We start from the raw sequence: 12,216 nt of genomic DNA on the forward strand, positions 1-12,216 counted from the left end.
GTTCCTCATGTCCGGGACGAACCTAGCAGACCATGCGCCAGAATCAAAAGCGCCCGGCTTGTGGCCGGGCGCTCCGAGTTGCCTGAGATGTTTAGGCGCCGCGCATCATGCAGCCGGCGGCCAGCACGATGTAGGCGATGAGTACAATCCACACCGATGCGAGGGGAATGAACGCAAGAACGCCAAGCGCGGCGAGAATGCCGATGATGGCGATGACAAGGGAAATAATAAAAATGATTTGCGTAGGTGCACTGAGATTCATGTGTGGTCCTCCTCAACATGATTCGTACCGTTACATTGTATCAGGCGCGTGATTATACACCAATCAGCTGGCGCAACGGGTTGGCGGGGTCCGCCAGCAGCTTGATCGCCAGCGCCAGGCACACGATCACCAGCAGTGGCTTGATCAGCCTGGCGCCGATGCGGATGGCAAGGCTGGCGCCGACGCGGGCGCCAAGGAACTGGGCGACACCCATCATCAGGCCGATCTTCCAGTAGACGACGCCGACAGAAGCGAAAACGATGAAGCCGCCGATGTTGGAGGCGAAATTGAGCAGCTTGGTGTGTGCGGTTGCCTTCAGCACGCCATAGCCGGCAAGGGTGACGAAGGCCAGCATGTAGAAGGAGCCCGCGCCCGGTCCGAACAGACCGTCATAGAAGCCGACCAAAGGCGCGACCGTCAGCCCGAACACGAACGGCGACAGGCGCTCCGCGCGGTCGACGTCGTCCATGTTGGGTTTGAGGGCGAAATAGAGCGCAATGGCAATCAGCAGCAGCGGCAGGAGGGCCCGCAAGAAATCGCCCGGCACGATGGTCGCCAGCAAGGCACCGGCAGCACTGCCGGCAAGCGCCAGCAGCGCCGAGGGAAGCTGCCGGCGAAGGTCGACATGGCCTTTCGAGGCGTAGTGGATGGTCGCCGAGCCGGAGCCGAACATGCCCTGCAGCTTGTTGGTTCCCAGTGCCGCGACCGGCGAAAACCCGGCGAGAAGCAGCGCTGGAATGGTGATCAGGCCGCCACCGCCGGCGATTGAATCGACAAAGCCGGCGGCAAAGCCGGCGAAGGCGAGCATGGCGACGGTCTGGGTGGCGAGGTCGAACATCGGATTTCGGAATGCGTTCGGGCGGGAAAACGGTGCAGCGGGTTCGACCACGACCACCCAGTTTGCGCAAGGCCGATTCCGCGCTACCTATGGACGATTCGAAAAGGGATTGATGGCGATGGCATTGCTCGACCAGATACGTTCGATCTTCGAGGGCGACCCCGGCGTGCGCAAGGTTGCGGACGATCCGGTGCTGTCGGCGGAACTGCTGATGCTGTTTCGCATGATCCTGGCCGACGGTTCGGTCTCGGAGAGCGAAATGGTCGCCTTCAGGCGCATCTGCAAGGAAGCCTTCGGCATTCCGGAAGCCAGCATCGACAACGTCATCGAGTATCTCAACGAGTTCGGCTACGAGACCAACGGCTCGCAAGCCATCGCGCAATTCCGTGACCTCGACATCGAAAGGCGCAAGCTGCTCGCCCGCCATATGGCCGAGATCGCCAAGGCCGATTCGCACCTTGCCGAGAGCGAGGTGCGGCTGTTGCGCCGTACGCTCGACCTGCTCGACATCAGCCCGGTCGATGTGGTGAAGCCGGAAGAATAGGTCTTACTGAACGATCGGCTGCCCGACCGGGTTCCCGTTGCTTCGCTTCGCGAACCGGCTGCTCACCCTTGCTCTTGCATCCGGCGTGCGATCGCGCGGTGCAAATCGGGGGCAGCCGTGACCAGCGCCTTGGCCGCCTCGGATTGCGGGTGGTCGAGCACCTCGTTGGTCCTGCCGCGCTCGACGATCTTGCCTTCATGCATCACCAACACCTCGTCGGTGATGGCGCGGGCGACGGTCAGATCATGGGTGATGAACAGATAGGCGATGCCGAGTTTCTGATTGAGCTCGGCGAACAGGTCGAGGATCTGGGCGCGGATCGAGACGTCGAGCGCCGAGACCGGCTCGTCGGCGACGACCAGTTTCGGCCGGGTGATGATGGCGCGGGCAATCGACAGCCGCTGGCGCTGGCCACCTGAAAACTCATGCGGATATTTGTCCATGTCGCGTGGGCTGAGGCCGACCTCATGCAACGCATGGGCCACCATTTCGCGCCGCTCGCCGGGCGCTGGCTTCTTCTCCAGCACATGCAGCGGTTCGGCGACCAGTTTTTCGACCTTCTGGCGCGGGTCGAACGAACCGTAGGGGTCCTGGAAGACCACCTGCATGTCGCGCCTGACGGGCTTCAGTTCGGCTTCGCCCTTGCCGGTGATGGTCTCGCCGCGAAACCGGATCGTTCCCGCAGTCGATCGGTCCAGCGCCAGGACCATGCGGGCAAGCGTGGACTTGCCGCAACCGGAGCGTCCCACAAGCGCCACCGACTGACCCGGTCCCATCGAGAAGGAGACATCGTCGACGGCGCGAGTCGGAACGGCGTGCTTGAACAGCGAGGTGCGCCGCCCCGGATAATCGCGGGTCACGCTTTCGACCTGCAGCAGAGGCTTGCCCTGGCCAGAATCGTGCGTTCTGGGGCGCGCCGGCACATGCATCGACGCTTGCGCCAGCTGGCGCGTGTAGGGATGCAGTTGTTCGGACAGCGTGCGCGCGGTGTCGCCGGCCTCCATCACCTCGCCATGGCGCAGAATGGTGATGCGGTCCGTCATCTCGGTCACGACCGCGAGGTCATGCGAGATCAGCAGCAGGCCGATGCTGCTTTCCGCGACCAGGTCGCGCAAAAGGTCGAGGATCTGCGCCTGCAGCACAACGTCTAGAGCCGTCGTCGGCTCGTCGGCAATCAGCAGCTTGGGCTTCAGCGCACAGGCGATGGCGATGACGACGCGCTGGCGCTGGCCGCCGGACAGCTCGTGCGGATAGCGCGACAGCGGGAATTTTGCCGAGGGCAGGCCGACCCGATCGAGCATTTTTCGCGCCCGCTCCTCGGCATTGGCGCGGCTGGCCCTGGTGTGCCAGCGTATGCCTTCGGCTACCTGCTCGCCAATGGTCTTGACCGGGTTCAAGGCCGTCATCGGCTCCTGGAACACCATGCCGATGTCGTCGCCGCGCAGGGCGCACATCTGGTCTTCGCTCGCCGCCAGGATGTCGATGCCGTCGAAGCTGACACGCCCGGTGGCGCGTGCTGCGAAGGGCAGAAGCCGCATCACCGTCAGCGCTGTCATCGACTTGCCCGAGCCGGATTCGCCGACCAGCCCCATCACTTCGCCGGGTGCGACCGAGAGCTCGATGCCCTTCAGGATCGGCGTGTCGCCGATGGTCAGCGACAGGTTCTCGATGTCGAGCAGGCTCATCGCTGCCGCCGCGATTTCGGGTCGAGGATGTCGGCGATGCCGTCGCCGAGCAGGTTCAGGCCAAGCACTGTGATGACGATCGCCATGCCGGGAAAGATCGCCATCCATGGCGCCACCACCATGCGGGTCTGCGCGTCGAACAGCATGCGGCCCCAGCTCGGCATCGGCGGCTGGGCGCCAAGGCCGACATAGGACAAGCCGGCTTCCGCCAGGATGCCAAGCGCAAACTGGATGGTGCCTTGCACCAGAAGCAGCGTGGCGATGTTGGGCAGCACATGTTCGATGGTGATCAGCGTCGTGCTCTTGCCGGCGGCACGCGCCGCGAGGATGAATTCGCGCGGCCAGATCGCCAGCGCGCCGGCGCGGGCGACACGCGCAAATACCGGAATGTTGAAGATGCCGATGGCGATGATGGCGTTGACCGCACCAGGCCCGAAGATGGCGGTGATCATAATTGCCGAGAGAAGCGCAGGGAAGGCGAAGACGAGGTCGTTCAACCGCATCACCGCTTCGTCGACGAGGCCGCCACGTGCCGCGGCAAAGGCGCCGAGCGGCACGCCTACACCCATGCCGATGCCGACGGCGACCAGCGCCACGGCGATCGAGTTGCGAGCGCCGACCATGATCATCGACAGGATATCGCGGCCAAAATGATCGGTACCGAACCAATGCACCAGCGAGGGCGCCCGGGTCTTGTCCGATATGACCAGTTTGGTGACGTCGTCGGGTGTCCAGACGTAGGAGAGGACCGCGATCGCCGCCACAAAGGCGGTGATGATGAAGCCGGCGAGGAACGAGCGGTTCTTGAATACCTTGGCCAGAATGCCGGCAAGATTCTCCTCGGGAATGTCGAAGCGAAGCGTCATTGCCGGCTTCTCAGGCGCGGATCGATGACCGCATAGGAGAGATCGACCGCGAGGTTGACGGCGATGACGGCGGCGACCAGCAGCATGACGACGCTTTCGACGACGATCAGGTCGCGCTGGGTAATCGCCTGAAACACCAGCCGGCCAAGGCCGGGCAGGTAGAAGACGTTCTCGATGATGATGGTGCCGGCAAGCAGGAAAGCGAATTGCAGGCCGAGAATGGTCAGTACCGGGATCATGGCGTTGCGCAGCGCGTGCCGCCAAAGCACATTGCGATAGGGCAGGCCCTTGGCGCGGGCGGTGCGGATATAATCCTCGTTCAGCACTTCTATCAGCGCCGAACGGGTAACGCGGGCCAGGATCGCCGCTTGCGGCAAGGCAAGCCCCACCGCCGGCAGCAACAGCGATTTCAGTGCCGGCCACACACCGGCGCTCCAGCCGGGAAAACCGCCGGCCGGCACCAGCCGCAACCAGACGGCAAACAGGTAGATCAGCATCAGCGCGAACCAGAAGTTCGGTACGGCGACGCCAAGCTGGGCAGCACCCATTGCAATCGTGTCGCCGGCCCGCCCACGCCGGCTGGCAGAGAACAGCCCGACTGGTATGGCAATCACCGTGGAGAGAGCGAGCGCGATCAGCGCCAGCGGCAGCGAGACGACAATGCGCTCGCGAACGAGGTCGATGACCGGCACCGAATAGGTGTAGGAGCGGCCGAAATCCAGGCTGAGCAAGCCGCCGGCCCAATGCAAATAGCGCAGGGCAAGCGGCGCGTTGAGGCCCATCTGGTTGCGCAGCAACTCGACCTGGTCGGCGCTGGCGTTCAGGCCCAGCATCAGCCGCGCCGGGTCGCCGGGAATGATCTCCAGCACGGCGAAGACCACCATCGAGGCCAGCACCAGCGTGAGGGCGGCGATGATGAGACGTTTGAGGAGGTAGGTGGTCATCGGCGCAGGACAACAGTAGCATCGTCATCCTGGGGCGAAGCAGGAGCGAAGCGACGTCGCGGAGACCCCGGGATCCATGCCGTGACGGAGGTCAAAGAGCGCGACGGTCCAAAACCAGCGTCGCCTCTCTCTGTCCCCACAGCTATGTCTCCCAGATTCTGCACCGCAGGGGCGCTAGTAAGTCGCGGAATGGATCCTAGGGTCTGCGCAGTTCGCTGCGCTCGCTGCTTCGCCCTAGGATGACGAAACCGAGTAAGCCTCACTCGCTCCACTTCACCTTGGTCAGGTCGTTGGCCTGGATCGGTGCGTTCTCCCACAGACCCTGCAGCTTGGCGTCCCAGACGCCGACTTTCGGCAGTTCGTAGAGGAAGCCGACCACGGCGTCGTCGGCCAGGATCTTCTGCCCCTCTCCCAGCAGCTCCTTGCGCTTGACTTCGTCGGAGGTGAGGTTGAGGTCGGCGATGATCTTGTCGAAGGCCGGATTGTCGTAGTTGAAATAATAGTCTTTGCGCGAATAGATATCGATGTCGTTGGGCTCGGTGTGGGAGACGATGGTCAGGTCATAATCCTTCTTGGTGAACACCTGATCCAGCCACTGCGCCCATTCGACCGGAATGATCTCCAGGTCGATGCCAACGTCTCGAAGCTGCGAGGCGATGATCTCGCCGCCAAGCCTGGCATAGGAGGGCGGCGGCAGCTTCAGCGTCGCCTTGAAGCCATTTTCCAGGCCCGCCTCCTTCAGCAGTTCCTTGGCTTTCGCCACGTCGTGCGGATAGCGGCCGGTGAGGTCGACATAATCCTTGCTGGCGGGCGACATGTGCGAGCCGATCGGCACGCCGAGGCCGGCCGAGGCGCCGTCGATGATCGCCTTGCGATCGAGCGCGTAGGAGATCGCCTGTCTGACCTGCAGCTTGTCGAAGGGCGGCTTCTTGTTGTTGATCGAGAGGATGGTTTCGCCCTCGGTGGCGCCGATCACCACCTTGAAGCGCGGGTCATCCTTGACCTGCGCGACGCTGTCGGGATCGAAGAACGGGAAAGCCTGGATATCGCCCGAAAGCAGCGCCGGTACTGCAGCAGCGGCATCAGGCACGATGCGGAACTCGGCCTTGTCGAGAGAAACAGGCGCGCCCCAGTAATTGTCGGATTTCACCAGCGTGATCGACGAGCCCTTGGCCCAGCTCTGGAATTTGAACGGACCGGTACCGATCGGCTTTTCCTTGTTGGTCTCGGCCGTCTCGGGCGCCACGATCACAGCGTCGCCCCAGCCCATATTGTAGAGGAAGGAGCCTTGCGGGTTCTTCAGCGTGACTTTCACTGTCGCCGGATCGACCACGTCGACCTTGTCGATGGCCGCGAACAGACCCTTTTGCGCGTTGACGGAATTGTCGGCACGGGCGCGGTCGAGCGAGAATTTCACGTCGTCGGCATTGAAGTCGGTGCCGTCATGGAATTTCACGCCGGTGTGGAGTTTGAAAGTGTAGGTCTTGCCGTCATCGGAAATGGTCCAGCTCTCGGCCAGATCCGGCAGCACCTCGCCATTCGGACCGATACGCGTCAGGCCCTCGAACACGTTGGCGTAGAGCACCTCGTCGATCGCCGCCGCGGCACCGGCGGTCGGATCGAGATGCGGCGGTTCGAGCGGAATGCCGATGACCAGGTCGGTCCGCGCGGCAAAAGCCGAGGTGCCGGTGGCCAGCGCCAGTGCTGCAGCAGCGAGAATGGTTTTCCACAATTTCATCGTGCAACTCCCAATGTGCTCAAAACCCAATGTGCTCAAAACCAGGGGGATAGAAGCGTGATTTTCAGCCATAGTAAATCGCGTTTCATGCTGCGCGGGCCTGTCGGGGGGAATGTTTTTCTCAAACTGTAGGCCTGGCCAATCAAAGCGTGCCGCCGGGGCCGGCGCCCCTGAGCAGCACGTTGAGCCCGATCGCCATCACCTTCGCCGATTCCACCATGTCCGAGATACCCACCCATTCGTCGGGGCGGTGGGCGAGGTCGAGGATGCCCGGACCGTAGGCGATGCAGTCGTAGATGTGGCCGATGCGGGCAATGTGCTTCTGGTCGTAGGTGCCCGGCGAAATGACATAGTCGGGTTCGCGGTCGAAGATCGCCATGATGCCTTGCGCCACCGCCTTGACCACCGGCGCGTCGCGTTCGGTCATCAGCGGCAGCACCTCCATCAGGTCGCGGATCTCGTAGTTGAATTTTTTGCGCTCGCGCTTCAGCCGCTCGAGGATATCGGTCACTTCGCTTTTGACGGCGCCCAGATCCTCTTCCAGCAGGAAGCGGCGGTCGATGGTCAGCCGGCAGGAATCGGGCACGTTGGGCGAGGGCAGGCCGGGCCGGAAATCCTCGGTCTGGCCGCCATGGATCGAGTTGATGTTCATGGTCGAGCGCTTTGCCCCTTCGGGCACGACCGGCATGCGGGTCATCTTGCGGTCGAGGGCGGGAAACAGCTCATCCTCGAAGGCCTGCAGCACGGCACCCATGTGGCGCACCGCATTGTCGCCGAGGAAGGGCATCGAGCCATGCGCGATCTCGCCCTTGGTCTCGATCTCCGCCCACCAGACGCCGCGGTGACCAAGGCAGATACGGTCCTTGTTCAAAGGCTCGGGGATGATGACATGGTCGACCTTGGGTTTTGAGAAATAGCCGAGCCCGGCCAGATGGGCGACGCCGCCGAAGCCGCCGGACTCCTCGTCGACCGTACCCGATATTTCGATGGCGCCGGGAAAGTCCGGAAAGACTTCCATGAAGGCTTCGGCGGCAATGATCGAGGCGGCCAGGCCACCCTTCATGTCGCAGGCGCCGCGACCATAGACCTTGCCGTCCCTGACGATGCCGGCGAAGGGATCGACCGTCCAACCGTCGCCGGCTTCGACGACGTCGATATGCGAGTTGAAATGGACGCAGGCGCCGGGCGAGCGGCCGTCGAAGCGGGCGACGACATTGACGCGCGGATAGCGGTCGCTGTCGCCGGGCGTGCCTTCGGCGCGGATGAATTCGATTTCGAAGCCGCGCTTCTTCAGTCGCGCGCCGACATATTCGGCGCAGGGCCGATAGGCCTCGCCGGGTGGGTTGATGGTCGGAAAGCGGATCAGCTCGGCAGTCAGCGTAACCAGATCATCGACGCGATCGTCGATTGCTTTCAGGAGTCGTTCGTTCATCCGGCGATTTGAGCAGGCAAAGGGGTGGTTTTGCAAGCCTGCCACCCGGTCGATGCTGCGGGTCGTCGCAGCAACTATGGCGGGAAAATCGTTCAAATTCGCTGCTTTGGATTGGCGAATTTGTCAATGAGTGTGTGTTACTTCATTCACCTGTCTTTAAAAAAATGAAATACGGCGTGAAGCTGAGCAGGCAAAGGGCATCAAAGGGGTTTGATCGCATGAAGAAGTCCATTCTAGTAGCAGCAGTGATGCTGGCAACCGCGCTGTTTGGTGCGCCGACCGCAAGTTACGCGGCCATGTTGGAAGCGAGTATCGACGTGTCGTCGCAGACGATGACTGTCAGATATGGAATGTCGATCTACCGATGGACAGTCTCTACTGCTCGTCCTGGCTATTTCACGCCACGCGGCACCTACCGGCCGCAACGCACGGCGAAAATGTGGTATTCGAAAAAGTACCATATGTCGCCGATGCCTTATTCGGTGTTCTTCCACGGCGGCTACGCCATCCACGGCACGGGTGCGGTCAGGCAGCTTGGGCGTCCGGCCTCGCATGGCTGCGTGCGGCTGCACACTGCCAACGCGGCAACCTTCTATTCGATGGTACGCGAAGTCGGCTTCGGCAACACGCGGATCGTCGTCACCAACTAGCTCGGCGCACGACAAGACAGTCGATCTTGTTTCCACAGCCGTCTGGGTGGCACGCGGTTGTTCGCGTGTTTTCAAACAACTCTGACGCGCCAAATGTTGCAGGAATATCGCATTGGCCAACGGACTTGGCCCGTGCGTCTGGTTTGGCGCTACTTATGCTTGCATGAGTGGACAGTAATGGTAGATGCCGAACAGGCAAACACGAGGGGGCTCTGTGATGTATCGACTTCTTCTTGGCGCGGCGCTTGCTGCAACAGCTACATCGGCCTTCGCCGCCGATGCCGTCGCTCCGATCGTCATGGATCCGGCAGTCACTCAGCCACATATTTCCGGTTACCTTGAGGCTTATGTCGGTGGACTTTATGTGACATTTTCGGGGGACCACGCGACGGCGACGACTGCAGGCGGCACAGGGCGAGTCAACTTCCCGATCGATTCCCGCTGGAACGTCCAGACTGACGCGTTTGTCGATTCGCTTTGGGCCGAGGGCCAAAATATCTATGGCTATGGTGGCGCCGTTCACGGCTACTACCGCGACCCCAGCGCCTATGCGCTTGGCGGCTTCGCCTCGATCACCGGCTATGGCGGTGATAATTTTGGCGGTGTGAGTCTTTACAGCTTCTCGGTCGGACCCGAGGCGCAAGTCTACATGGGCAATGTGACCCTCTATGGCCAAGCTTATTATGGCCAGTTGCGGGCTAGTGGACAGTCGGAACATTTCGACAATTGGGGTGGGCGCGGTGTGGTGCGCTATTTCGCCCAAGACAATCTTCGCTTCGACGGCGAACTTGGCTATTCGACCGTTTCTTTGGGTGGCGAGCACCTGAACACCGTTACCGGCGCGCTGCAGGCCATGTACCGGTTTTCCGGGACGCCATTCTCGGTGTTCGGGCGCTATCAGCTCGATCATCTCTCCGCGGGTGGCGAAAGCGAGAACATCCACAAATATGTGTTCGGGCTGCGCGCCAGCTTCGGCTCCGACACGCTGCTCGACGAAGATCGCAACGGCGCCACGATGGATACCTATCGGCCAAACATCATCCTGCCATTCGGGGGATAAGGGTCCCAAGGGTCAAAGAATACGGACAACAAAGCCGCGGAGGGCAACCTTCGCGGCTTTTGCTTTGTGGTCCTGTGGTGTAGCTTTGTGGTCCTGTGGTGTATTTGTCGCGACCGGCAGATCTGCGCTCATAAAGCAGCTATTGGTTTAGTTCGCGTCTTCCTTTGCATGTCCGCGCCGGCTGCGCCGACGGCCGCTGATCTCCCACCGCTTGTGGAACCACATCCACTGGCCGGGATCCTCGCGCACCCACCGTTCGACCACATCGGCGAGAAGCTGGGTGGTGGCGGGAACATCGACGCTGCCGGCCTCGGTGCGAGGCAAGGTGAGCTTGTCTTCGATCTCCAGGCGGAAACGGTTGCCCGGCAGCCGGACGCAGCGCGCGGGATAGACGTCGCAGTCATAGTGGCGGGCCAGCATCCCTAGCACCGGATTGCTCTGGCAGGTACGGCCGAAAAAGGTGGTCTCCAGCCCACTCGAGAATTTTTGGTCGACCAGCACGCCGATATTGCCGCCATTCTCCAGAATGGCCGCAAGCGCAAATGAAGCGCCGGTCGCAGACGGCAATAGGGCGCCCATGGTCGAACGGCGTGTCGAGAGGATGTAATCGGCCAGATAGGGATTGTTGGGCGGACGAAACAGCGCGGTTATCTTCATGCCGAAGGTGGCCGCCGCCACCGGCAGCAGTTCGAAATTGCCGAGATGGCCGGTGAACAGAATATGCGGCTTTTCCTCGCCGGCGATTTGCAGGAAATGATCGGCGCCGCCAACTTCGACCCGGCCAGGTTTCGTGGCTTTCGGATCGTAGTCGAAAAGCACGTCGAGGAAGATATACTCGGCGGCAAGGCGAGCCATGTTGCCCCACATGTCGGAGGCGATGGCTTCGATCTCGGCGTCGCTCTTTTCGGGGTAGGCGAGGCGCAGATTGCCGGTCGCGACACGGTGGCGCCCGACCAGCGGCCCGATGCGGCGGGCGACGCGGTCGGCGAAATTGAGCGCCTTGTCGGCCGGCAGCAAGCGCAGCAAGGAGATGATCGTCATCGCGACACGCGCGACCAGCCAATGCTCCAACTGGCGCAGCCGCCTGCCGTAGCGAAACCCCAAGTCCCGGCGGGCTTTCTTGAAGAGTTTGTTCAAGGTTCTAGCCGACGCGCAGGATGATCTTGCCGAACACGTCGCGACCTTCCATGCGCTTCAGCGCGGCGTCGATATCGCCGAAGCCGACTTCGGTGTCGATGACCGGCGCGACGAGACCCGCCGCCATCTTCTGCATGGCGTTGGCCATGTTTTCCATGCGGCAGCCAAAGGAGCCGAGCAGCTTTAGCTGCTGCTGGAACAGCTGCATCAGGTTGATCTGAGTCGACACGCCGGAAGTCGAGCCGCAGGTCACCAGGCGTCCACCGCGCTTCAGGCACAGCATCGAGGCGGCAAAAGTGTCTGCGCCGACATGCTCGAACACGACGTCGACGCCCTTCTTCTTAGTCAGCTTGCGCACGACGCCTTCGAAGCGGTCGTCGCGGTAGTTGATGACATGGTCGGCGCCTAGAGCCTTGGCCTTGTCGATCTTGTCGTTCGAGCCGACGGTGGTGATCACCGTGCAGCCCATCTTCTTCGCCAGTTGGATGGCTGCCGAGCCGATGCCGGAGCCGCCGGCATGGACGAGAATGGTCTCGCCGGGCTGCAGCCTGGCATTGTCGAACAGCATGTGCTCGACGGTGCCGAAGGTAACCGGCGCGACGGCCGCGCCAATGTCGGTCACGCCGGGCGGGGCCGGCACCAGCAGGCGCGCCGGCAGGTTGATTTTCTCCTGCGCAAAGCCGTCGAGATGGAAGCCATGAACGCCGGAGACATGCTCGCAGAGATTGTCGCGGCCTTCGCGGCAGGCGCGGCAGAGTCCGCAGGTGCGGGCGCCATAAATCGACACCAATTGCCCGGGAAGGAGATTGGAAACACCGGGACCGACGGCTTCGACCTCGCCGGAAGCTTCGGCACCGACGACGAGCGGCAGCTTGCGCTTGGCGAAAGCCATGCCGCGCCAGCCCCAGACATCTATGTGGTTCAGCGCCACCGCCTTGATGCGCAGCGTGACTTCGCCGAGGGAAGGCGGTGGGGGAGACGGCAGGTCCACCGTCTCAAGACGGCGATCCTCGATAAGTTGCAATGCGCGCATTGAGCCTGTCGGTTCTGATTGGCGGAA

At 62.2% G+C, this 12,216-nt stretch carries 12 protein-coding genes; 3 read left to right on the plus strand and 9 right to left on the minus strand.

Translation table 11 applies throughout. The annotated features are described in order from the left end of the window. Positions 1-91: 91 nt before the first annotated feature. Complete coding sequence (locus AC1D0N_RS22650; RefSeq protein ID WP_477247829.1) at positions 92-262, minus strand: hypothetical protein; 171 nt, start codon at positions 260-262, stop codon at positions 92-94. Positions 263-314: 52 nt separating this feature from the next. Next, positions 315-1,100: a TSUP family transporter gene (locus AC1D0N_RS22655; RefSeq protein WP_477247831.1), complete on the minus strand. Its 786-nt coding sequence runs from the start codon at positions 1,098-1,100 to the stop codon at positions 315-317. 112 nt (positions 1,101-1,212) lie between these two features. On the opposite strand from AC1D0N_RS22655, the gene AC1D0N_RS22660 reads away from it, so the two are divergent. Then, positions 1,213-1,644 (plus strand): TerB family tellurite resistance protein, encoded by a 432-nt coding sequence (locus AC1D0N_RS22660; protein WP_477247833.1) that lies wholly within the window; start codon positions 1,213-1,215, stop codon positions 1,642-1,644. Between the two features lie 62 nt (positions 1,645-1,706). On the opposite strand, the gene AC1D0N_RS22665 is transcribed toward AC1D0N_RS22660, so the two are convergent. From AC1D0N_RS22665 to AC1D0N_RS22685, 5 genes are all read right to left on the minus strand, one after another. Next, a complete protein-coding gene (locus AC1D0N_RS22665) occupies positions 1,707-3,329 on the minus strand; it encodes an ABC transporter ATP-binding protein (RefSeq protein WP_477247835.1) in 1,623 nt (540 codons plus the stop codon). Beyond that, positions 3,326-4,195, minus strand: coding sequence for an ABC transporter permease (locus tag AC1D0N_RS22670; protein ID WP_477247837.1), 870 nt, complete (start codon positions 4,193-4,195; stop codon positions 3,326-3,328). Before AC1D0N_RS22670 ends, AC1D0N_RS22665 begins: the two co-directional genes overlap by 4 nt. Further along, complete coding sequence (locus AC1D0N_RS22675; protein WP_477247839.1) at positions 4,192-5,139, minus strand: ABC transporter permease; 948 nt, start codon at positions 5,137-5,139, stop codon at positions 4,192-4,194. The genes AC1D0N_RS22670 and AC1D0N_RS22675 overlap by 4 nt, the downstream gene beginning before the upstream one ends. Positions 5,140-5,398: 259 nt before the next feature. Next, entirely contained in the window at positions 5,399-6,877 is a 1,479-nt protein-coding gene (locus AC1D0N_RS22680) for an ABC transporter substrate-binding protein (RefSeq protein WP_477247841.1), read from the minus strand. Positions 6,878-7,019: 142 nt separating this feature from the next. After that, on the minus strand, positions 7,020-8,309 hold the full coding sequence (locus tag AC1D0N_RS22685; protein ID WP_477247843.1) for an acetylornithine deacetylase/succinyl-diaminopimelate desuccinylase family protein: 1,290 nt from the start codon (positions 8,307-8,309) through the stop codon (positions 7,020-7,022). A 218-nt stretch (positions 8,310-8,527) separates the two neighbouring features. On the opposite strand from AC1D0N_RS22685, the gene AC1D0N_RS22690 reads away from it, so the two are divergent. Together AC1D0N_RS22690 and AC1D0N_RS22695 are read left to right on the plus strand one after the other, a co-directional pair. Continuing rightward, on the plus strand, positions 8,528-8,959 hold the full coding sequence (locus tag AC1D0N_RS22690) for a L,D-transpeptidase (protein ID WP_477247846.1): 432 nt from the start codon (positions 8,528-8,530) through the stop codon (positions 8,957-8,959). A 184-nt stretch (positions 8,960-9,143) separates the two neighbouring features. Further along, positions 9,144-10,019 (plus strand): hypothetical protein, encoded by an 876-nt coding sequence (locus AC1D0N_RS22695; protein ID WP_477247848.1) that lies wholly within the window; start codon positions 9,144-9,146, stop codon positions 10,017-10,019. A 147-nt stretch (positions 10,020-10,166) separates the two neighbouring features. On the opposite strand, the gene AC1D0N_RS22700 is transcribed toward AC1D0N_RS22695, so the two are convergent. Further along, a complete protein-coding gene (locus AC1D0N_RS22700; RefSeq protein WP_477247850.1) occupies positions 10,167-11,156 on the minus strand; it encodes a lipid A biosynthesis lauroyl acyltransferase in 990 nt (329 codons plus the stop codon). A 4-nt stretch (positions 11,157-11,160) separates the two neighbouring features. Next, positions 11,161-12,189 carry a zinc-binding dehydrogenase gene (locus AC1D0N_RS22705; RefSeq protein WP_477247852.1) on the minus strand — a complete coding sequence of 343 codons (1,029 nt, stop codon included), beginning with the start codon at positions 12,187-12,189 and terminating at the stop codon, positions 11,161-11,163. Positions 12,190-12,216: the final 27 nt, after the last annotated feature.

The sequence above is a fragment of the Mesorhizobium sp. P2_E10 genome (genome assembly GCF_056404235.1).